A 21,364-nucleotide genomic window follows, 5' to 3' on the forward strand; every position below is an offset into this window, starting at 1 on the left:
CCAGAAGGACGACCACACATGTCAACTCAACCTTTTACCGCTCCGCCCCGATCCAACCGGGCTCTGCAGGATCGGACCTACATCGTGACCGGAGCGGGTGGCGGCATCGGTGGCGCCGCGGTAGCCCGACTCCTGCGCGTCGGTTCGAACGTTGTCGGGGTTGATCTGAGCTCGCGACGACTGGCGGAGACGGAGGACAAAACCAAAGATCTGCCCGGGAAGCTGAAGACGATCAAGGTCGATGTGACCACCGAGTCCGGCACCCAGGACGCCGTCCATTACGCGTTATCCGAGTTCGGCTCCGTGCAAGGCATCGCCAACGTCGCCGGTGGCATGGTCAACATCAACCAGGATGTGTACGACCTGCCGTTGTCGGACATCCCACTCGACTACTTCGTCGGAACCTTCGCACTCAACGTCAACAGTGCCTTCCTGTTGTCGAAGGCAATCGAAGAACATTTCTACGACGAGGGTTACGGCAAGATCGTCAACGTCGCCTCACTGGCCGCCTTCGCCAACCGCCCCGAGCTCGGCAACGCCGCCTACAACTCGGCAAAGGCCGCCGTCGTCGGATTGACTCGCAGCTTGAGCATGTCGATGGGCCGCAAGGGCGTCCGCGCCAACTGCATCGCCCCCGGCCTGGTCCTCAGTGACCGCGTCAAGTCGTGGATCGAACCGGGCTATCACGAGCGCCACCTCGCCTACACCGCTCTCGGCGACCTGGCCACACCCGAGGATCTGGGTGAGGGAATCGCCTTCTTCCTCGAACCGCAGTCCGACGCCGTCACCGGTGAGGTCATGCGAGTCGCGGCCGGGGTGCGCTGACCATGGACGATTCGGAGATCGGCGAGCGGATCGAGGAGCTGCTGCGCGTCTCGATCACCGGCGCTCGCGACGTACGGACCGACGGCGTCGAGCGCGTCTTCGGCGGCAACGCCCGACGCGCCTGGGCATCGACGGCCCGTTGGACCGACCAATCCGGTGCCAGCCGCTCCGAATCGGTCATCATGCTCAGCCGCACGAACGGCTCACAGGTCGACGTCGACCCGAAATGGGAGTTCGGTGTTCTCAGCGCACTCGGGCACTCGGCGACTCGCGCACCACGCGCCTTCGCGCTCGACGCGGACGGCTCCGTGGTCGGGGCGCCGTCGATCCTGCTCGAGCGGATGCCTGGAAGCGCCGATCCGCTCGGTTTCCTGCGATCCGAGGACCGGGAAGGCGCCCGAAAGCTGACCCTCGACCTCGCCCGGGCCGCCGCGGAACTGCACTCCTCGGACTGGGAAGGACTCGGCCTCGGTGAAATCCTCGCATCCGGACCCACCGACTGCAGCCCACTCGCACAGATCGAATCCTGGGAGGCCCAGTTCCGGACCAACCGCATGGAGCCTCATCCAGCACTGGGATACGTATTCGGGTGGCTGCGGGAAAACCTGCCCGAGCCCACCCGGATCAGCGTGGTGCACGGGGATTTTCGCCCAGGAAACTTCCTCTACCACGACAATACCGTGGTCGCGTTGTTGGACTGGGAGATGGCGCATCTCGGTGACCCGGTCGAAGATCTCGCCTGGGCCTACCGGGCGCTGTGGAGTCCGGAAGGATTCGTCGGCCTCGAGGAATTCGTCCGATCGTACGAGGAGTTCGGCGGACCGAAGGTGACCGAACACGCGTTGCGGTTCTACCGGGTCTTCGCCGAAGTGAAGTTCGCAACCATCTCCCTGCGGGCCTCCCGCTCGTTCGCCGACGGTGTCAGCGGGAACCTCCGCTTGGCGGACCGCGCCGCGACCGTCACCGCCTCGCTCAAACGCAGCTTGAACTGGATCGCCGACGACGGGAAAGGATGGGCCTGGTGCTGAAACCCACGACCACAGAACTGCTCGGCGGGGTACGCCGCGGCTTGACCGAGGACGTGCTCCCGAAGGTGTCCGACGGGGGCGCCGCCCGCCAACTTCGGGCGGCACTGCACATCCTCGGCAGACTCGAACGCTCCTGGGACCGGATGCCCGCCTATTTGGCGGCCGACAACGACGACATTGCCGCAACCTTGAGCATCGCCCTCGCCGACGTCGCCGCCGCGACCACCGGGGCTGACTACAGCGACCTCTTTACTCGCCTGACAAAAGCAACCGGCGGTAACGGTGCGGATACACGGCAGTACCGCGTGCACGACCACAGATTGGCCATGGAAATGGCCGTCAACGAGTCCCTTCAGGGCCTCCTCGAGGACTTCGACCGCCGCTGGCGTTCAGACCAGTCGCTGGACGGAATGCTCCGCGAGCAACTCGAGCAAAAAATATTGGAACTGTACTTGCGCATGGTTGAGCGCGAAGCACAAGCGGCAGGAACCGACGATGATCACTAGCGGAAACATCAAGACCGACAGCATGTCCCAACCTCATGACGTGACCGGATTCGACGTCCTCGTCGAAATCGTGCACGAGGAATCCGACGGAGTGCGAACCTTATCCTTGGTCACGCCCGACGGCAGGCCGTTACCGGGTTGGGATCCCGGCGCACATATCGATCTGGTACTGGACGACGGACTCGAACGGCAGTACTCCCTGTGCGGACCCCGAGACGACCGGTCCCGTTGGCGGGTAGCGGTCCTCCGCGCCAGCGAGAGCCGGGGCGGCTCCGAATGGGTTCACGATCGCATCCGAGCCGGCGACCACCTCCGGGTACGGGGCCCGCGCAACAAGTTCCCGCTGAAATCCGCCCGCAAGTACCTCTTCATCGCAGGTGGAATCGGCATCACACCCCTCCTGCCGATGATCGAAGAACTCGACGCGACCCGTCCGGAAACACCGTGGACACTCGTGTACGGCGGCCGCCGCCGCGAATCCATGGCGTTTCTCACCGAACTCGGCCGCTTCGGCGACAAGGTAGAGATCTGGCCCGAAGAGGAGCGGGGCCTGATCGACCTCGACACCGTTTTGGGTACGCCGCAATTCGGGACGGCTATCTATTGCTGTGGCCCGGAACCTCTGATCAAAGCCGTCGAACGCCTTGCACGCTCATGGCCCCCCGGATCACTGCACGTGGAACGATTCCAAGCACCCGTTGCCACGGGAGCGGAGTCTGCAGGGCAGGCGACGTTCGAGGTCGTCGCAACACAGTCCGGGGTAACCGCAGAGGTACCCGCCGGGCAGACCATCGTCGACGTACTCGCCGGATACGGCATCAGCATTCCCGTCTCCTGCGGTGAAGGTGTTTGCGGAACCTGCGTGACAAAGGTGCTCGAAGGCATACCAGAGCACCGCGACGCAGTGCTCACCGAAGAGCAACGCGCCTCCGGAGAGGTCATCACCCCGTGCTGCTCCAGGTCGAAGACCCCTCGCATCGTCCTCGACGTATAGCCCTCTCCCCAGTTAGCAACAGGCCGTTTTCGTCGCGGGTTGATAACCTCTCGTGGTCGATACGTGTCGTCCCAACGAGGAAACGCGTGTAAAGCAGGTGAACTCCTGAGAGTGGCATCCTTCGAGGATCTGCTTTCCACATACTTCTCTCGTTGAGTGCTGGTTCGGCAGGAGTCAACTTCGGGCCGCTCAGGTGGCTTGCTCAATCGGTGTGCGTTAAAGCGAAGGCACAGTTCGGGTGTGGATTCTTTCCTTCATCGCCGCAAGTGCACCTGGATGCGCCGACTTCGGCACCGCAGCAAGAATAGTATTGGCCTGCTTGCGGAATCAGCAGCGCTGCTGCTCGCGGGTTTCGGGGAACACCTCGCGCAGCGCGGCCCTCCAGAACCCCAGCGCGCCGTCACCGACCGCAAGGACGGGAGCGGTCATGCCGGGGCGTCGTCAACTGCGCAGCAGGTCCGCCCACGACTCGGTGGACTTGCGGTACCCGTCGGTGAGGGCGACGAGCTCATTCCGGCCGGCCTGCGCGCGGACCCCGATCATCACCGCAGGCATAGTTTGTCCTGCTCAAGCCTCACCTTGAGGTGGATGCCATCGACCCACAGATATACGAAGTCGTGCCCAAGAGGTCCCGACCCTGGAAGGCGTTGGCCTCGTCCTGCCGCTGGGTCGTCAACCGGGTGATCGAGACCGCCGAGAGCCCGGCGCTCCGATCCGAGGAACCGCTCTTGCCCAGCTCTAGCCCCGGCCCGGAGTCGCTGGTGGAGAGCCCCGTGCAGATACAGCAGCGCAGCACCTCGTTCATCTGCGGGGATTTGCGCACCCAGGCCGGAAGGATCGCGAACGAAAATCGCTGCGCATGTCCGGGTCGATGCGCATATCGTTGCCCCGGAGGGCTTTCACAGTGGTCCCGCCCGCGGCGGTCAGGCCGTCGCGTCCGTTGGTGGTAGCCGTTGCGCACCACCAGGCGGCGACCGTTCTCGTCGACCTGATCAGCGAACTGTTCGATATAGGCGGCGACCTCCGCCTGCAGAGCGGCCGCGAGCATCTGCCGGCACCGTCGCGGACGATCTCGTCGAGCAACGACTGGCCACGGGTGGGGTTGTCGTCGTTGGACTGGTCGTGGTCGTGAGCACAGGCCCGGTTTCTTGTAGACCATCATCCGGGAAGGTACGCCCTCCCCGATCCGCAGGTATTGATCATTGCTCGGCTCCTTCCAACCCACTCCGGAAAAGGATCTGTGTAGCAGAAGGTGTCGTGCGATTCTCCTCGTGTCTGTCGGCCATTGTCGTGCCGATCGCGGTGTCATTCCGTTGGGAAGGTCAGACTCTCAGGCCGCGGCTATTCGCCGCGGCCTGAGAGCTTCACACGTTCTTGACCGGCGTCGGCGGGTGGGTGTGTGCGGTCGGCGGAGGAGCAGCTGGATGCTTGACGCTCTGCAGACGGCCGTTGAGTCGCACGGGCGATTCGTCTGATGTCCAGTCGTTCTGTAGAGACCCCCGACAATTCAGTCTGCTCTCAGGTTCACCCACCTACTGCAGTGGTGTATCGAAGGTTTCCCGAACGGCAAATGCGGCACATGCTGACACTGCGACGATGGCCATCGCATAGAACGCCGGCATCGTTGCGCCAGCGGCGCCGGCCAGCGCGGCCAGCGCGACCGGAGTGGGGCCCGAGAACAGCGTGGTCGCGATCTGCCAGCCCAACGACAATCCGGTGTACCGGTTGGCGGTAGTGAATAGCTCAGTAAGGAGCGGGAGCACCGCCGTTACATTGGCTGCCATTAGCGGCGTGACGATGACCATACCCAAGACAGCAAGAGCAATACTGCCAAGTGATACCAACAGGAAGGATGGATAGATTACGAGGACAAGCGCGATCGTCGAGGCGATCAACTGTGGGCGGCGCCCTATCTTGTCGGTCAGCCTTGCGAAGGGAACGATTGCCAGGCAGTAGACGGCCAGTCCCGAGAACGTGATGAGTTGGGCAGCGGCGGCCTCGAAAATTCCCAAATTGCTTCAAAGCTGATGGCAGATAGATGAAGTAGACGGCCAGCAAGCTTGCGTTCGTGGCCGCGAGTCCAATTGCGAGTACCACCGTCCTGTAGTCACGTTTGACAGTAGTTGCCAGCGGTTTGTTTACCGCCTTTTCTTGCGAGCTCAGCGCAGCAAAGTGCGGAGTCTCCTCAAGTTTGAATCGGATGTACAGGCCGACAAGACCAAGCGGTAAGGAGAGCAGTAAGGGGATACGCCATCCCCATGAGAGCATGGATTCCTCCGGCAGCATCCGTGTAAGGGAGAGAGCCACGATCGATCCGGTAAGAAGTGCAAGACCAGTTGTGAGAGCTATGAATCCGACGTAGAACCCACGCTTATCGGGTGGGGAGAACTCGGCAATCAGCGAGGTTGCGCCACCGTACTCGCCACCGGCTGAGATCCCCTGTAGGACACGAAGCACGGTGAGCAGTATCGGGGCGAAGAGACCGATCTGTGCATATGTCGGTAGAAGCCCGATCGCTGCGGTCGCAAGGGTCATCATCAAGATGACGACGGCAAGTACGGTTTTGCGTCCGTACTTGTCGCCAAGCGGGGAGAAGATTACCGCGCCCAGCGGACGCGCCACGTAGCTCGCAGCAAAAGCCCCGAAGGTGAGCAGTAAGCCGACGAGGGGATTGTCGGAGGGGAAGTACGCATGGGCGATGTACACAGCGACATACCCGTATACGACAAAGTCGTAATACTCCACGTATGTGCCGAAGCTTGCCGCAACAATTGCCTTCCTGGCGCTGCGGGTAACTTTGCTGCCCGCACGAGTGGTAAGCGTGCTTTCCGATACCATCTGGCTTCTCTCTGGAGTAGGGGCGTGGGGCTCGAGCCCGATACGAGCCCCACGGATGTTGATGGAGATACTTCCTGTCCGGCTCTTTTCCACGTTTCCTGTGAAGGAGAGGGGCAGGTTCCTGAGCCCGAATGTGGGCTTCTGAGACGTGATGCAGCCGGCGTTGTTTCGCTGGTGCTCCTTTGTGGTCAATGAAACATCCACCCGCTGCAGCGGTGGTGTCTGGCCGAAAGGTCCGTACGCTCTTAACAGTCGGTATGCGAATGTGCTCGGGCAGCTGATGGGTGTCGGTTGGATTTGGATGGCACTGAGAGCGCGCGGTCTTTGCGGTGGTCCCGAAGCTCGCATGTGACGATCGTCTCATTAGCGCTGAGGAGACGGCTTTTCTTGGGATGCCCCCATTGTGCGCAAGTCCAAAAACACGTGCCGGGTGTACCTTGTCGTTCCCAACCCTGCGTGCGATCGCAATGATGAACGCGGAGGTGATCGCCAAGACCTATCCCCTGGCCGCACAGCGGAACGGTGTGCGGCCAGGGGGCGGTATGGGAACCCTGTTGGCCACGGTCCCCGACGCCCACCCCAACCTGCGGGGCATCCTCGTCGATTCACCCGGGTCCCAGGGAAGCCTACGCGCGGCGCCGTCATCAAGCGGTAGCCAGTGCCGCCATTCGCGATTCTTGTTGGAGCCCCACGCTGCGCCCGCGAGCGATACGGCGTTGTCCTTCCCGTCAGAGAGTGGCCCGACGTAACAGCACTGTCCCCTCGTCGCGTAGGTACCTGACCTCGACTGCATCGGTCCATGTCACGGTTCAAAGTTGATTCCGACCGACATGAAAGGTGGAAACCGACACGCCGCCGACACGCAATCTGGAAACTGACACGGAGCCGCGAATGTCCTTTGCCCTTCGATCTGAGGCAGAACAGGCCCCTGACCATCGATACCTCAACAATGCGGCAAGCGGCGCCGTGGCGTTTCTGCCACATTGTTGAGGCAAGGGACGTCGAGCGTGCGGGGTTGTCGGCAAGAACGTGCAGGTAGCGATTGCCTTGCCTCAACTTTGTGACGGCAACCTTGCACTTGCCTCGAGTGCTGTGGCAATGCCTCAGATCCGATGGCACAGGACAAAAAAACGGACTAGAGACCCTCTCCATGGCACCGCTCCGTGTCACTCATGGTTTGTGCGCACTAGGCCACGATAATTTCAGTTATCGCAGCTAGTAAGTTGGTTATTCGCATGTCCCGCGAATACGACCACTGGTGGTAAGGCTCCTCCGCTGCCGTCGCTGCGGGTATTGACCTGCGGCCTTTACGGATTGGGGAACGCGGTGACATCTACGATGCGCAGTTCGTCGGCGGCCGAGCCGAGCGAACAGAACAGCATCTGACCTGGCTGTTCACCTCCAGCGATTGCAGGATATGCATTTCGAATGCAGAATTTGCACGGACTGAGGGGGCTGGATGGGGCGGTTGGTGTACCTACCGGCGGGCGCGGCTGGCCCGGATCCGGAAGCGTTTCTCGACGATGTGCTGTCCGGGTGGAGGCAGGCCCATTTGGCGCAGAACTTCTCGGACGACACCGTGCGTCGACGGGCCAGTTCGGTCAAGCAGATGACCGAGTTCGTCGGCACCTATCCGTGGCAGTGGTCACCGGCGGATGCGGACGACTTCTTCGGGCACCTGCGGGGAGTCCGGAATCTCGCTCATACCACGGTTCGGGCGTATCAGACGGACGTGAAATTGTTCTTCGACTACGCAAGTGACCCGTCCTACGACTGGAACGAGCATTGCGGACGGCTGTTCGGGACGGTGTTCTCACAGGTCATCACCGAGTTCAATCGGGCTCGACACGTGCAAGCCAACGACGCGCGGCCGGTGAAGCGGGCCGTTCACTCCCGTCGAGCTACAGCAGTTCTTCGATCTGGCCGACCTCGAACCGGAGCGAATCTTGCGGTCCGGCCGCAAGGGCGCCTTGACGGCGTGGCGTGATGCGGTGGGGTTCAAAACCCTCTACGGATGGGGCCTGCGCCGCAACGAAGTCCGGCACCTGCAGCTGGTCGATCTCTCCCGCAACGCCCGCGCACCGTTCTTCGGCGAATGGGGTCTGGTACGTGTGCGGCACGGCAAAGCGATGCGAGGCGCGCCCGCCAAGCAACGAACCGTGCTCACGGTGTTCGACTGGGCCGCGGAGGCACTCGCCGACTGGTGCGAACGCGGACTTCCCCGCTACGGCCATCCGATCGACACCCTGTTCCCGACCGAAAAGGGCGGCATGATCCCGACGCGCAACCTCTGGCAGCGAATGGGTTGTCTCGTCGATGAACTCGGCTTCCCACCGGGCCTGGACTTGCACTCGTTCCGACGCGCCTACGCCACCAACCTGCAAGTCGAGTACGGCTACGACGTCAGCTTCGTACAACTTATCTTGAGCCATCGGAAGGGTGTTCATGACGTGCTCCACGCACTGTCGGTGAGTGGATGTTCGCGTGGTGGAGGTGGTTATCTGCGGCTGTCCATTACGCAGATTCCCCGGAGGTCCGATGCTTGTACAGCGCGTTTTGATGCCAGACTCGTCGTTCGAGTCGTGGACGGTCCTCGACGACAGCGGGCCTGTGGCACCGATCGAGCGCTACCTGGCCTACCTCACCGACATCGAGCGGTCGCCAAACACGGTCAAGGCATACGCCCACGATCTGAAGGACTGGTTCGTGTTCCTTCAGATGCGGGGGTTGGAGTGGCGTGAGGTCCGGTTGGAGGATCTCGGCGAATTCGTGGCCTGGTTACGGCTGCCTCCGGCAGGCCGGTTCGGCGGGGTGGTTATGTTGCCCTCGGCCGAGCATTATTGCTCGGCCGGCACCGTCAATCGGAAGTTGGCGGCAATCAGTGGGCTCTACACGTTTCATGCGCGGCATGGGGTCGATCTTGGCGACCTGGTCACCGAACTGCACCCGGCTGGTCGGCGGCGTTCGGGTTGGAAGCCGTTCCTCTATCACTTGAGCAAGGGCGAGCCGGAGCGGCGGCGCACGATCAAGCTGCGCGCTCCGCGCAAGCACCCGACCATCCTGACGGTCACACAGGTGCAGGCGATCTTGGATGCGTGCACCCGGCTTCGGGATCGTCTTCTATGGGCCTTGTTGTGGGATAGTGGGATTCGGATCGGTGAAGCTTTGGGTCTGCGGCACGAGGATCTGGCTGCAGCGGAGGGCGAGCTGATGATCGTCCCGCGTGTCAATGACAACAGGGCCCGCGCGAAGTCGGGGCAACCGCGTACCATCCCGATCGGCCCGGAGGTGATCCGTCTGTATGCCGACTAACTGCACGACGAATACGGTGACCTCGACTCCGACTATGTGTTCGTCAACCTCTGGGGTGGGCCGTTCGGGCAGCCTTGGGGTTATCCGGCGGTCTACGACCTGGTGTTGCGGCTGCGCCGGATCACCGGCATCGATTTCGATCCGCATTGGTATCGGCACTTTGTCCCCGCTTAGTTCCCGTGTTGCGATTCATCTGAACGGCCGGGTAGCCCTGGGTGTTTGGGCGTTGCGCGCAGCCGTGTGGTGTTTCTACTGTGGCCACTCATGATCATGAGTTTCTTTTCGTCGCGGGGCTGGCAGTCCTGGGATGTCGAGCATCGGCCGGTGATCCCGGAGGGCATGCCGTTCCTGATCGATGACGACCTGCAGCTGGAGGACGGTCCGACAGCGCTGCGGCCGGCGGCGGTGGTGAATCGGTGGCTGCGGCAGTTACCGGCCAGTGGGGCGCCGGCGCCGAGTTCGTGGGAGAACTACGCGCGGGCGGTCAAGGAATGGGCGGAGTTCCTCGCCGAGCACGGTATCGGGTTGTTCGATTCCCGGGATCGGTTGAAGGCCGGGCTGAGTCGGTATGCCGAGCATCGGGCGGCCGGACCGGTGCAGGCGCGGTTCGCGGCGACGACGTGGGGCCAGCACGTGAGCATCCTGTCGTTGTTCTATCGGTGGGCGATCGACGAGGGTTATGCGCTGGCGGAGCCATTCACCTATCGGTCGGCACGGGCGGTCTTCGCCGGGACCGGGCGGGAGGTACGGGTGAATCTGGCGGTGCGCCGGACCCCGAAACCACACGTGACCATCAAGTATCTGGAGCCGGATTTCGTCGCGCTGTTCCGGAAGGGCTTGCGCGGCGTGGCTCCTGATGGCACGGCGGACACCGGGTTCGCGGGTCGGGAGTTGACCCGCAACGCCGCGATCGGGGACTTGGCGTTGGCGACGGGGCTGCGGTTGGGCGAGTTCACGCATCTGCTGCCGTGGGAGATCCCCGCGCTGCCGCCCGCGCCGACGGCGATTCCGATTCCGTTTCCGGTGCCGGGTGGGATCACCAAGGGCCGCAAGTTCCGCACCACGTGGATTTCCTACGAGGCCCTCGCCGGATTACACGACTACCTGCTACTGGACCGTGCGGCGTCCACTGAGGGATCGAGCTGGCGACCGCCGCGCCGGTGGGGTGATCCGCTGATGGTGACCGAGCCGGATGCGCGGGGCGGGCGGATCAACGGAGTCCGCCGGTCCTGGGAATCGCTGACCCCGCCGGAGCGGCGGCGGCTGGTGGCACCGGAGGGCGGGTCGTGTCTGCTGGCGGTCAAGGCCGGTGGCGGTCCGTTCACGGCGTGGGCGACGGTGTTCGAGCGCACCGCCGACCGGATCCGGGCCCGGTTCGAGCCGCGGTTCCCGCATGTTCATCCGCACCGGCTGCGGCATTGCTTCTCGATGCAGACTTTGGAGTATCTGGTGACCGGCTACTACCGGCAGGCGGCGAAGCTGGTGCGCGACACCGATGCCGACGCGGCGCTGGTGTTCTACCTGACCAAGGCCGACCCGTTGCTGGTGCTGCGGGACCTGTTAGGGCACTCGACCGTCCTGACCACGGAAAAATATCTGAAACGCCTTGATACGACACGGATCTACCGGCAAGCCTACGACACCGCCGGCGCGGCGGCCGGACTCATCGAGGACCGGGCTGCGCAACGGGAAGCCGATGTCGAGTTCGACGACCTCACCGAGGCGGTTCGGTGATGCCGACGATGGTAACCGAGGATCCACTTGGCCTGAGCTGCGTGTTCAGCGACGGCAGCCGAGCGAACTTCGATCTGTCGGATCTGCCGAACCCTCGGCTGGCGCGCGATCTGGCCGTCGGTCTGGTCGAGTTGATTCACCCACACGGCAGCGTCGACACCGCCGGAACGGTCGACGTCTACCTGCGGGGGCTCCGCAGGATGGTCCGCACGTTCGCCGACCGGGAGTTCACCGGCGGCGTGGGCGAGTTGCGGCGTGGGCAGCTGGCGCAGTTCTGGCTGGCGGGCCCGGCATGGGTGGAGGCGCTGACGCGGGCCTTGGTGGAGGGTTACGCCCGATCCGGCGGCAGCCTCAGCAATGAGGTGCTGGAGCTGGCGGCTGGGCGCCATTTCAACATCCAGCCGAACCGACGGCCCTTGCCGCCCTATTCGGAGGCCGAATGGCAACAACTGACTGCGGTCTGTCAGAAGGAGGTCGAGGGATCCTATGCCGCGCATCGGCGGGCGTTGGAGGCTGTCCCGCGAGGCCGGTATCCCGGCGACGGCAGCTGGACCTGGGAGAACTTCTGCTGGTTGCTGTCGAAGCTCGGACCGGTCGGCAGCTGCGAGGCCGCCGACGCCATCGGGGTGTCGATCAACGTCTTTCGCAAGCGGAGAACCAACGCTGTCTTCTACGAGGCGGCGCTGGCCGTGTTCCCGCACCTGGACGTCCTGATCGCCTACCGGCTGCTGTTCGGGATCTATTCCGGCATCGTGCCCGACGGCATCGCCGATCTGGATGTCGGTGACATCGACTGGGCCGGGGATTCGACGGTCCTGCTGTCCTACATGAAAAGGCGCACCGCCGCCGAGAGCATCATCTTGCCGCGGCCGGCGGTGCGATTGCTCGAGCAGTGGCTGGCGCACTCGGCGTTGCTGCGCAGTTTCGTCCCACCGGAGGAACGCACCAAGCTGTGGTTGGGGATGGGTCAGGTCGGCTACTCCCGCCGGATCGACGGGGTCGGCCGGGTCGCGGTGCAGCGTTGGGTGCGTCGTCACGGCATCGTCGGCGACGACGGCGAGCCGTTGAAGATCCACCGATCGCGCATCCGCACCACTCACCATGCAATGCGGGACAAGAAGTCCTGGACCGGGAACGCGCGGGCCACGATCGATCCGAACCACACCCCGTCGGTCGAGGGTGACCACTACCTGTCGGCCACGACACCCGGCCAGCGGCACGCCGTCGAGACGATCATCGAAGACGCCCAGCACGATCTGCTCCGCCGCGCTCACCCACCGACGGTGATCACCGAGGAGGACGCCGCCTCGCTCGCCGACGGCTACCCGCAGCTGATGGCGGCGATGAACATCGACGACGCCACGATCGGCGAATTGGTCGGCGGAGCACGCGACGTGTTCACCGCGGCCTGCGCCGACCAGTTGGCCGGCCTGCACGGTCCGGTCGGCAAGCCATGCCCGGCCAGGCCCTGGGTTTGCCTGCTCTGCCCGCTGGCGGTGTTCGCGCCCCGGCACGCGGTGAACCTGCTGCGGCTCAAGGCGTTCTTCTCGCGCCAATGGCAGCAGATGCCCGCCGTCCACTTCATGGCCGTCTTCGGCCCCTACGCAGCGCGGATCGACCAGATTCTCGACCGCTTCGACCCCGCCGAGCTCGCGGCCGCGGCGTCGAGGGTCTGCGACACCGACGACGAACTCCCGGTGCGCCCAGAGGAACTCACCGCATGACGATCAACACCGCAACCACAGGATCCGCCGCGAACCCGCCGTCGCCGTTCGCCAGCGCAGACGTCTGCCACGAGGCCGGTCTGACGCTGCCCGACGGCGCCGGCCGCCCGACATTCGGCGACGATCTGTGGGACTTCACCGACGTCATCGGGTTGCCGACCCAGATGGCGTTGTATCGTCGGCGATTCGATTTCACCACGATCGCCGACCCGCGCTGGCGTCTGGTCACCAAGGAACTGATCCTGGCACTGCTCGCCCCGAGCCATCCCGCCGTCGTTCCGCTGCCGCGCGCCTACCGCGCACCGCTGCATGTGAGCAGCTGCTACAGCCGTCTCTACGAAGCCGGCCGCTTCTTCGGCTGGCTCGATCGCCGAGGAATCGCCACCCTCGCGGCGATCGACACCCGGATCTGCGAGGATTATCTGGCCTTCCGGCGCTACGTCACCGACGACGACGGCACCGTGGTGGGCGAGAACAGCCCGGGTGTTCGGCGCGCGGCAGCGCAGATCATCGTCGACCTGGTCGACTACCGGACCCTGTTCACCGCCGAGCGTGTCCCGCCCGGCTTGCGGCCATGGGGCGGCGCAACCGCATCCGCTATCGCCGAAATGCCGTCCGGGAGACAAGGCAACAAGACCGCTCCCGTCCCTGATGCGGTTCTGCAGCCGATGCTGGTCGCGGCGTTGCACCTGGTGCAGATTCTCGCGCCTCACACGGTCGAATTGAACCAGCAGATCGCCGAAGCCGACCGCAGTTGGGCCGTGAAGGCCCCCGGTCTCCGCCACGGCTCGTCAGCCCTGGTCGACGACATCACAAGCCTGCTCGCCGACCACGCCGCCACCGGCACACCCTTGCCGATGCTCGAAGACCACGACATCAACCGGCGACTGACCGCTGGCTGGTCGGCCGACGACCCGCTACTGCCGGTCTCCACAGGGGCCCTGGCCAGGCGAGCCGGCTACTCCCAGTTCTCGGCCAAATGGATGCCCGCACTGCGCGAACCACTGATCGACACCCTCGACTCAGTCGGAGTGGAGAAGATCTTCGCCCGCAACGCCGCCGACGCACCCACCGCCGACGGCGCAACCACACTGCCCTGGACCCTGCCCTTGCACAGGTCCGAAGCTGTCGCCCTGATCGGCATCGTCCGCACCGCAGCCATCGTCGTCCTGGCCGCGGCATCGGGAATGCGGGCCAGCGAGTTGATGGAACTACGCGTCGGCTGCCGCCTCCCGATCGAGGAACCGATCCCCGGCCTGAAGCGCTATCGTGTCGCCAGCAAGGTCGTCAAAGGTCAACCCCTCGGCGGCACCGACGATGAATGGGTCGTCATCGAACCGGTCCACCGAGCTATCGAACTCATCGAACAACTGCACCCAGACCCCCGTGACGGTGCTCTGCTGTTGTCCCGATTCAGCTTTCGGGTCCGCTATCTGTGGTTCCGTGCCTGGGTCAACTCCCCAGCCGGCGCACGTCTCGGACTTGCGCCGATCCCCGAAGAACCGGTATCACCGCGGATGCTCAGAAGAACACTCGCCTTGGAGATGGCTTACCGACCCGGTGGTGTTCTCGCCGCAAAACTGCACCTCAAGCACATTGCGGCCGCAACCACGGAAGGCTATGCCGCTCGACCGGGCGGTGCCCAAGCCGAGTTGCTGGCCGAGGTCAACAAACACGAAGCCGACCACAAACTCCAGCTCGCGCTGGCCGAGTTCCGCAACTACCAGCAAGGCATATTACCCGCCGGGCCCGGCGCTCGAAACCTCACCGAATTCTTCGCCAGCATCGACGCCGATCTGCCCACGGAATCGACTGCGGCGCCGAAGATCCAGCGCAACGAACGCGACATCCTCAACCTGCTGTCCAAACGCGCGAAGGCGCTGCACCTGGGCCCGGCGAACTACTGCTGGTTCACCGATCCCTCCCGCGCCCTCTGCCTCAAATTGGCCGGCACCCCGACCGCGACCCGGCCGATGATCGGCATGTGTGACTCGGCGCGCTGCCCGCAGGCCACTCACCACGATGTCCACCGCCCAGTCTGGGCCGAGCACGCCGAACGCACCAAGACCTTCCTCGGCCAACTCGGCAAGACCCGCGCCACCGAGCGCACCCGTCTGCAAGCCGACCACGACCGCGCCGTCCGAGTCATCGCCGACATCGACGCAGCCGCAACCACAACCACCGCGAGCGAGGACCTGCCATGAGAATCAGTGCCGACCAACGCATCCAGAACGAGAACCGCATTCGCGCCGCCATCGACCGACTGCTGCGCGGCGAGATTCCACCCGGCGGAGGCTGCGACATCAAGACCCTCGCCGCGACGGCGGGCATCGATCGCACCGCCTTCTACGGGAGCAGGCCCTACGCGCACCTACGAGCCGAGTTCGAACACCGGCTTGCGCAGCTACAGAACAACGGCGAAACCCCCGACCCGAAGACTTCGCAGATCGAACGATTGAAAACAGAGATAGGCAAGCTCAAAGAGCGTTTGAATCAGTCCTATTCGACCATCGAGGAGCTCACAGACTTCCGAAGCCGGGCACTGGCACGGCTGGCCGCGCAACACGAAGAGATCCTCCGGCTCCGCGCCGACAAAGACCCGAAAGCCAATGTCACCCGGCTACCGACGGCACGCCAGAAAGTCAGCGGGCCATGCTGACGCATCGAGCAGTGACGTCAGTCACAGACACACAGGTCTTATCGCTACACAGGCGGTCACCAGCGTCGCGAACCCCGCGCTGGGAATCGTCCACTTCAAACGCAACACGAACCCGACCGCACACGGCCACTGCGGACACAAGGCACTCCTACGCCACCCGTCTGCTGCGCAAGAACACCCCGATCGAGGTCGTCAGCGCACTCCTTGGCCACTCTTCGATCGCGACCACCATGGACATTTATGGGCATCTGTCCGTCGAAGACGCTCGTCGGGCTTTGGAAGCGGCCGGCTTCCTGACCGGGCAGGAGGTGCGGTGGTGACCGGATCCGAGCCTACACATGCTCCGCCCGCGGCTCCAGGTTTGCTGGGCAAGCTGATGGCCGCTGTCCGGCCCGAGTTTCGGGTGGACATCCTGGTTCCCGAGCGTGGTGCGTTGGTCTTCGATACCTCGCCGTGCCGCGTGCCGGGCTGCGTCCGACAGCCGCGGACCCGAGGACTCTGCAAAGGCCACTACTACACGTGGAAAGACGCAGGCCGCCCGGACATCGACGTATTCGCCACGACGGCGTCCCCGGAAGGCCTCGGCCGCAAGGAGCTCACGGTCTGCATCGTCCCCGGCTGTCGCCACGGCGGCGCTCGCCGGGGTTTGTGCGTTCGTCACCACGGATTTTGGGAACGGTCCGGCGAGCCGGACCGTTCCGTGTGGCTGGCTACCGTTGCCCCGGTCGATGACCCCGACCACCCCGTCTGCGCATTGTCCTACTGCACCCTGTGGACCCATGGCCGCTCGCCGTTCTGCACCAACCACCGGTCCCGCTGGGAGGCGGCGCGACGTCCCGACATCGACGAGTTCATCGTGCTTTGCGAGTCCTTCGGCGACGACCGGTTCGACTTCCGACCCTTCGGTGATCGCCGACAGCTCAAGCTGGAAATGCAGTACGCGCTGCAATGTCGGCATGACGAGCGCCAGATCAAGACCCCCGCCGCCGTCGCACGGCCGGTCATCGCGCTCGCGGCTGCAAGCGGAGTGGCCTCGCTGCTGGACTGGCCGATGCCGCGGTGGATCGAGTATTTCGACGCGAACCATGCCGCGCAACACGGTCAGAACGGTCAGGTGGCGTTTTTGCGCTACGCCTACCGCTGTCTCGAGGATCTGCACTGCGGCGGCGGATGGGAGGCCGAGTTCCCGCGTGACGTGTGGGAACTTCACCGGCTCGGAGTCGAGGGCCGCAAGCGGCTGCGGTTCGACGGCATCGCGCAACCGTGGCTGCGGGAACTGGCGAAACGGTTCGCCCGTTGGCGGTTGAGCATCGGGCGCAGCCCCAACCAGACCTACATCGACGTCCGAGCGGTGACCCGCTTGGCCGGCTTCCTGGAATCGCCGTCGGTCGACGTCACCAGCTTGACCGGTGTGGACCGGGCTACGTTGGAGCGTTACCTGGCCGACCTGTCCACCGACACGCGAGCGCTGCACTCGCGCAGCCGCGACATCAGCTCGCTGGGTGCATTCTTCGACGCGATCCGCCGCCACGAGTGGGATCACAACCTGCCTGCTGGCGCTGCGTTCTACCCCGACGACTTCCCCAAGCCCGAAAAACGTCTGCCGCGAGGGCTGGCCGAGCACGTCATGGCCCAGGTCGAGCAGCCCGACAACCTCGACAGATGGAATCATCCCGAAAGCCGATTGCTCACAGTCATTCTGATGCGTTGCGGGCTGCGGATCGGCGACGCCAGCAAGGTCGCCTTCGACTGCATCGTCCGCGACGGCGACCGCGCTCCCTACCTGCACTACACCAACCGGAAGATGAAACGCGAGGCCCTCGTCCCGATCGACGAGGAAGTCGAACAGGCCATTGCCGAACAGCAGCAGCGGATCCTGCGCCGATGGCCGGACGGCAGCCCGTGGTTGTTCCCCGCCCCGCGGATGAACCCCGACGGCCGCAAACCGCTGACCACGCAGTCATACCGCGGCCAGTTGCGGGACTGGTTAGGCCGCTGCGAAGTTCGTGATGAACACGGTCGCCCGGCGCACCTGACTCCACACCAATGGCGCCACACCTTCGGCACACGGCTGATCAATCGGGACGTGCCGCAAGAGGTCGTGCAAGTCCTGCTCGACCATTCCAGCGGTGAGATGACAGCGCACTACGCCCGGCTGCACGACACCACCGTCCGCCGTCACTGGGAGGCCGCGCGCAAGGTCAACGCCCAGGGCGAGATCGTCACGATCGACCCCGACGGGCCGTTGGCCGAGGCGAACTGGGCCAAGCAGCGACTCGGCCGAGTCACCCAAGCGCTGCCCAACGGCTTCTGCGGGCTCCCCGCGGTGAAAACCTGTCCTCATGCCAATGCGTGCTTGACGTGTCCGATGTTCGTCACCACGCCGGAATTCCTGCCACAACACCGCGAGCACCGACAGCAGGTGCTGCAGATCATCTCCGCCGCCGACGCACGCGGCCAACAACGAGTGGCAGAGATGAACCAACAGGTCCTGGGCAACCTCGACAACATCATCACCACGCTGGAAACCAATTCCGACTCAGGGGAACTGGAGGCCGCCGATGCGGGCTGACAACACCCGGCACCTCATCGTCGCTGCCAGACAACGCCACGAGCTCACCAGATCCAAGGCGATCCAAGCTCTGCGGACCTTCGATACCGAAGGTCGCCCGGTCACCTTCGAGGCCGTCGCTCAGACTGCGGCGGTCTCGAGGTCCTGGCTATATGCACAACCCGACATCCGGGAAGAGATCGAACGGCTCCGCGATGCCCATCGTCGAGCGCCGGCGGCGTCGATCCCGGTTCGGCAGCGGTCCTCAGACGCCTCGCTGCTCCGCAGGCTCGAAGCCGCCCACGAGCGCAACCGCACGCTGACCGAGGAGAATCGCAAGCTCCGCGACCAACTCGCCCGTGCTCTCGGCCAGCAACGAGCCGGGTCCACTAGCGAAGCGGCATCCACCAGCACGGCCCGGAAACGTCCCAGCTCCATAACGATCGGCCCCTGCTGAAAGGATCCACCATGCACCCACCCCCGACGTCCAGGACAACGTCCACAACGAAAAACCGCAGATCGCAAGCCCGGAGATCCGATCGGCTCAAGATAATACAACTGCAACTCGGCCACGAACACGCCGCGACCACCTCGCTCTACACCCTCGCCGCACCCGACTATCGAGCGCGCGAACTCGACCGAGTCCTGACCGCGACCCTCTCACGCAGCAACGCCAGCCTCACCGGATCACCACACCCGAAGGAGCCGGAATGAAACGCGAGATCCACTACCACTGGCGCGTGCGCGAACTCATGGCCCGCGCCGGCATGAAAAACAGCCGCGACCTCGTCGGACCACTACGCGACCGAGGTATCACCCTGTCCGAATCACAGATCTACCGCATCGTCGGGCAAGAACCCGACCGGATCGCGTTCAAGGTCCTGGTCGCACTCTGCGACATCTTCGGTGTCGAAGCCGGCGACCTGATCACCTACACCGCGACCGATGCCCGCCAATCCCGCAGCAAGACCGCCAACTCCCCCGCCGACGTCCCCCTCCTCAACGCCTACCGTCCCGTCCGCGCCCGCATCATCACCGACGATGACTGATCCCCGCCCACGCGGACGACCCCGCAGCACCGGCACCCTCGAATGCGCCCGGTGCAGCAACCTCGTCCCCAAGTTCCGGGTGCACTGGCCCGACGGAGCCATCTGCGGCGCCTGCTTCACCACCGCCGCCCGCACCTACGCCCCCTGCGCGTTCTGCGGCGAACACCGCCTCGTGCCTGGAAGATCCTCCACCGGCGCCCACATCTGCCGCGACTGCGCCGGCATCACCACCAAACTCGACTGCGACCAGTGCGGCCGCGAAGCCGAACGCCTCCGCGGCGGGCACTGCGCCCGCTGCGTGCTCACCCACGACCTCGAACGCATCCTCAACCCCAGCTCACCACCGGATCTGCGGATCAAACGACTCATCACCACCCTCGCCGCCGTTCCCCGCCCAGAAAGCATCCTCACCTGGATGCGTCACCCCACCACCGCCGACCTACTCGCCCGCATCGGCAGTCGCGAACTTCACCTGTCCCACCCCGCATTCGACGCCCTACCACCATCCCGCAGCGCCGAACACCTACGCGAAATGCTCGTCCACCACCACATGCTGCCCAGCCGCGGCGACCCCCGCCTGGCCCGCTTCGAAACCTGGCTCGACCACCGACTCACAACTCTGCAACCAATGCCCGAGATTCACGCGCCCATAGAGCAATTCGCCCGCTGGCATCACCTACGACGACTGCGCGTTCCCGACACCGGTCGCAACATGGACAACGCCACCCGCACTGCCAAACAAGAGATCACCGAGGCCACCAAGTTCCTGACCTGGCTGCGCACCGAACACCACACCACCATCGCTCACCTGCGACAAGCACACCTCGACGCCTACCTCAGCGAAGGCACCACCACCCGCCACACCATCCGCAACTTCATTCAGTGGCGCCACCGCACCGGCATCGCAGCGCGATTCACCATCCGATACCGCACAGCGCGGACCACGCCCCTGGCCGCCTCCACCACGCGACTCGAACTCATCCGCACCACCATCGAAGCCGACCACATCACCCTGTCCACCCGCATCGCCGCACTCCTGTTCCTGCTCTACGGCGTCCCCGTCCGCAGGATCGCCGAACTCACCCTCGACGACATCACCACTACCCCGCCCCGACCCACCGTCAGGATCGGCACCCTCCCTGCCCCACTGCCCGAACCCCTGCTCCCCCTCTTACAACAACACCTCGACAGCCGGGCAAACCAGAAGACGACCAACCACGATTCGCACTGGCTTTTCCCCGGTACCCGCGCCGGACAACACCTCACCGAACAGACCCTGATGCAACGACTCCGAAAACTCGGCATCAACATCCAAGCCATCCGCAACGCCGCACTGCACGACCTCAGCAAAGAAATCGACGCCGCATCCCTCGCCGCCCTACTCGGCTACACCCCCAACACCATGAACATCCACGCCGCCCGCGCGGCAATCCCGATGGGCAGCTACCCCGCGATCAAACACCCCAAACGATGAGTGTCTCCCCGCCCACGAGATCGACAGAACTTGATAAGTCCCTTATCCAGTCCGTGCGGAAGATGCTTTATATCAATAGCTTTCAATCTATTCGTGCACATGAGGACACAGCAAGTTGCTGCTCGCCACCACCGCCATCGGTGCGGTCTGGGGCGCGATCTTCGGATACGCCGCGCACTGGTCCACGCGAGGTCGACGCGAGTTCTTTACCGTGCAGACCCTCGAGGCCCAGCGCCGCGACGTCTTCGTCAGGGCCGACGCCGTCGCCGACGCACACCGCTACCTAGAACCGTCCTGATGGGCCGCGGCCATTCTGCCCGGGCGCTGGATGCACGGCCGCTGCCCCTCGACGCGGGCAGCGTTGGCGGTGGCCACCGGTGTTCGCAACCTCGCCACGCGGGCACGGCGCACGCCACGGTAGCCCCATTCGGCCACGGAGGTCGCACACAAATTGTGCCCTACCGCGGTCAGGCGTCGGTGAATTCCTGGCGGGTGGGTGGGACGTCCTCGCCCGGTGCCCACAGGTCGGTGGGCACCGCCACGGTGCCGGGGCCGGCTACCTCGAAGACGAAGGTGGGGCGTTCCCCCCGAGATGTGGACACCTATTTTTATGCGGCGGTGGCCAGCGTAGCCGATCGCCGTTCGAACTCGACCGGGCAGATCTGGCCCA

20 protein-coding genes and 2 pseudogenes are annotated in these 21,364 nt (G+C 64.5%); 18 read left to right on the plus strand and 4 right to left on the minus strand.

Annotation, left to right across the window (positions count from 1 at the left end; genetic code table 11):
• Positions 1 to 18 precede the first annotated feature (18 nt).
• From ACH49N_RS35265 to ACH49N_RS35280, 4 genes are read left to right on the plus strand one after another with little or no spacing between them, the layout of a single operon-like run.
• On the plus strand, positions 19 to 825 hold the full coding sequence (locus ACH49N_RS35265) for an SDR family oxidoreductase (RefSeq protein ID WP_358277370.1): 807 nt from the start codon (positions 19 to 21) through the stop codon (positions 823 to 825).
• A gap of 2 nt (positions 826 to 827) precedes the next feature.
• Complete coding sequence (locus tag ACH49N_RS35270; RefSeq protein ID WP_358277368.1) at positions 828 to 1,853, plus strand: phosphotransferase family protein; 1,026 nt, start codon at positions 828 to 830, stop codon at positions 1,851 to 1,853.
• Entirely contained in the window at positions 1,838 to 2,359 is a 522-nt protein-coding gene (locus ACH49N_RS35275; RefSeq protein WP_358277366.1) for a hypothetical protein, read from the plus strand. Before ACH49N_RS35270 ends, ACH49N_RS35275 begins: the two co-directional genes overlap by 16 nt.
• A complete protein-coding gene (locus ACH49N_RS35280) occupies positions 2,349 to 3,353 on the plus strand; it encodes a PDR/VanB family oxidoreductase (RefSeq protein ID WP_358277364.1) in 1,005 nt (334 codons plus the stop codon). The genes ACH49N_RS35275 and ACH49N_RS35280 overlap by 11 nt, the downstream gene beginning before the upstream one ends.
• Before the next feature lie 249 nt (positions 3,354 to 3,602).
• Here ACH49N_RS35280 and ACH49N_RS35285 read toward each other — a convergent pair.
• The 3 genes and pseudogenes from ACH49N_RS35285 to ACH49N_RS35295 all read right to left on the minus strand — a co-directional run.
• Positions 3,603 to 4,436 (minus strand): annotated as a pseudogene (locus tag ACH49N_RS35285) (transposase); the annotation flags it as partial.
• A gap of 449 nt (positions 4,437 to 4,885) precedes the next feature.
• Entirely contained in the window at positions 4,886 to 5,137 is a 252-nt protein-coding gene (locus ACH49N_RS35290; RefSeq protein ID WP_358277362.1) for a hypothetical protein, read from the minus strand.
• The gene (locus ACH49N_RS35295; RefSeq protein ID WP_358277361.1) at positions 5,097 to 6,383 is read right to left on the minus strand and encodes an MFS transporter; all 1,287 of its coding nucleotides are present in this window, start codon (positions 6,381 to 6,383) and stop codon (positions 5,097 to 5,099) included. Before ACH49N_RS35295 ends, ACH49N_RS35290 begins: the two co-directional genes overlap by 41 nt.
• 1,267 nt (positions 6,384 to 7,650) lie before the next feature.
• Here ACH49N_RS35295 and ACH49N_RS35300 point away from each other — a divergent pair.
• The 14 genes and pseudogenes from ACH49N_RS35300 (at position 7,651) to ACH49N_RS35365 (ending at position 20,992) form a co-directional block, all read left to right on the plus strand.
• Positions 7,651 to 8,178, plus strand: a complete 528-nt coding sequence (locus ACH49N_RS35300) for a site-specific integrase (protein WP_358277359.1) — start codon at positions 7,651 to 7,653, stop codon at positions 8,176 to 8,178.
• 4 nt (positions 8,179 to 8,182) lie between these two features.
• A complete protein-coding gene (locus ACH49N_RS35305; protein ID WP_358277357.1) occupies positions 8,183 to 8,932 on the plus strand; it encodes a tyrosine-type recombinase/integrase in 750 nt (249 codons plus the stop codon).
• Positions 8,823 to 9,662: pseudogene (locus ACH49N_RS35310) on the plus strand (tyrosine-type recombinase/integrase); the annotation flags it as partial. The gene ACH49N_RS35305 and the pseudogene ACH49N_RS35310, both read left to right, overlap by 110 nt.
• A gap of 111 nt (positions 9,663 to 9,773) precedes the next feature.
• Complete coding sequence (locus ACH49N_RS35315; protein ID WP_397505033.1) at positions 9,774 to 11,237, plus strand: tyrosine-type recombinase/integrase; 1,464 nt, start codon at positions 9,774 to 9,776, stop codon at positions 11,235 to 11,237.
• Positions 11,237 to 12,961 (plus strand): hypothetical protein, encoded by a 1,725-nt coding sequence (locus tag ACH49N_RS35320; RefSeq protein WP_358277353.1) that lies wholly within the window; start codon positions 11,237 to 11,239, stop codon positions 12,959 to 12,961. Before ACH49N_RS35315 ends, ACH49N_RS35320 begins: the two co-directional genes overlap by 1 nt.
• Positions 12,958 to 15,165 carry a site-specific integrase gene (locus ACH49N_RS35325; RefSeq protein ID WP_358277351.1) on the plus strand — a complete coding sequence of 736 codons (2,208 nt, stop codon included), beginning with the start codon at positions 12,958 to 12,960 and terminating at the stop codon, positions 15,163 to 15,165. Before ACH49N_RS35320 ends, ACH49N_RS35325 begins: the two co-directional genes overlap by 4 nt.
• Positions 15,162 to 15,620 carry a hypothetical protein gene (locus ACH49N_RS35330; RefSeq protein WP_358277349.1) on the plus strand — a complete coding sequence of 153 codons (459 nt, stop codon included), beginning with the start codon at positions 15,162 to 15,164 and terminating at the stop codon, positions 15,618 to 15,620. The genes ACH49N_RS35325 and ACH49N_RS35330 overlap by 4 nt, the downstream gene beginning before the upstream one ends.
• The gene (locus ACH49N_RS35335) at positions 15,614 to 15,940 is read left to right on the plus strand and encodes a tyrosine-type recombinase/integrase (protein WP_358277347.1); all 327 of its coding nucleotides are present in this window, start codon (positions 15,614 to 15,616) and stop codon (positions 15,938 to 15,940) included. Before ACH49N_RS35330 ends, ACH49N_RS35335 begins: the two co-directional genes overlap by 7 nt.
• A complete protein-coding gene (locus ACH49N_RS35340; RefSeq protein ID WP_358277345.1) occupies positions 15,937 to 18,192 on the plus strand; it encodes a tyrosine-type recombinase/integrase in 2,256 nt (751 codons plus the stop codon). Before ACH49N_RS35335 ends, ACH49N_RS35340 begins: the two co-directional genes overlap by 4 nt.
• Complete coding sequence (locus tag ACH49N_RS35345) at positions 18,182 to 18,628, plus strand: DUF6262 family protein (protein WP_208964369.1); 447 nt, start codon at positions 18,182 to 18,184, stop codon at positions 18,626 to 18,628. Before ACH49N_RS35340 ends, ACH49N_RS35345 begins: the two co-directional genes overlap by 11 nt.
• 11 nt (positions 18,629 to 18,639) lie before the next feature.
• Positions 18,640 to 18,885, plus strand: a complete 246-nt coding sequence (locus ACH49N_RS35350) for a hypothetical protein (RefSeq protein ID WP_358277343.1) — start codon at positions 18,640 to 18,642, stop codon at positions 18,883 to 18,885.
• On the plus strand, positions 18,882 to 19,220 hold the full coding sequence (locus ACH49N_RS35355) for a helix-turn-helix transcriptional regulator (protein WP_159928090.1): 339 nt from the start codon (positions 18,882 to 18,884) through the stop codon (positions 19,218 to 19,220). Before ACH49N_RS35350 ends, ACH49N_RS35355 begins: the two co-directional genes overlap by 4 nt.
• A complete protein-coding gene (locus ACH49N_RS35360) occupies positions 19,213 to 20,694 on the plus strand; it encodes a recombinase XerD (protein WP_358277341.1) in 1,482 nt (493 codons plus the stop codon). Before ACH49N_RS35355 ends, ACH49N_RS35360 begins: the two co-directional genes overlap by 8 nt.
• A gap of 115 nt (positions 20,695 to 20,809) precedes the next feature.
• Positions 20,810 to 20,992, plus strand: a complete 183-nt coding sequence (locus ACH49N_RS35365) for a hypothetical protein (protein ID WP_358277339.1) — start codon at positions 20,810 to 20,812, stop codon at positions 20,990 to 20,992.
• A gap of 169 nt (positions 20,993 to 21,161) precedes the next feature.
• Here the strand turns inward: ACH49N_RS35365 and ACH49N_RS35370 are convergent, their stop codons facing one another.
• Complete coding sequence (locus ACH49N_RS35370) at positions 21,162 to 21,296, minus strand: hypothetical protein (RefSeq protein ID WP_358277337.1); 135 nt, start codon at positions 21,294 to 21,296, stop codon at positions 21,162 to 21,164.
• Between the last annotated feature and the right edge of the window lie 68 nt (positions 21,297 to 21,364).

This window comes from Rhodococcus sp. NPDC019647 (genome assembly GCF_044389235.1).
Classification (GTDB): domain Bacteria; phylum Actinomycetota; class Actinomycetes; order Mycobacteriales; family Mycobacteriaceae; genus Rhodococcus_F; species Rhodococcus_F oxybenzonivorans.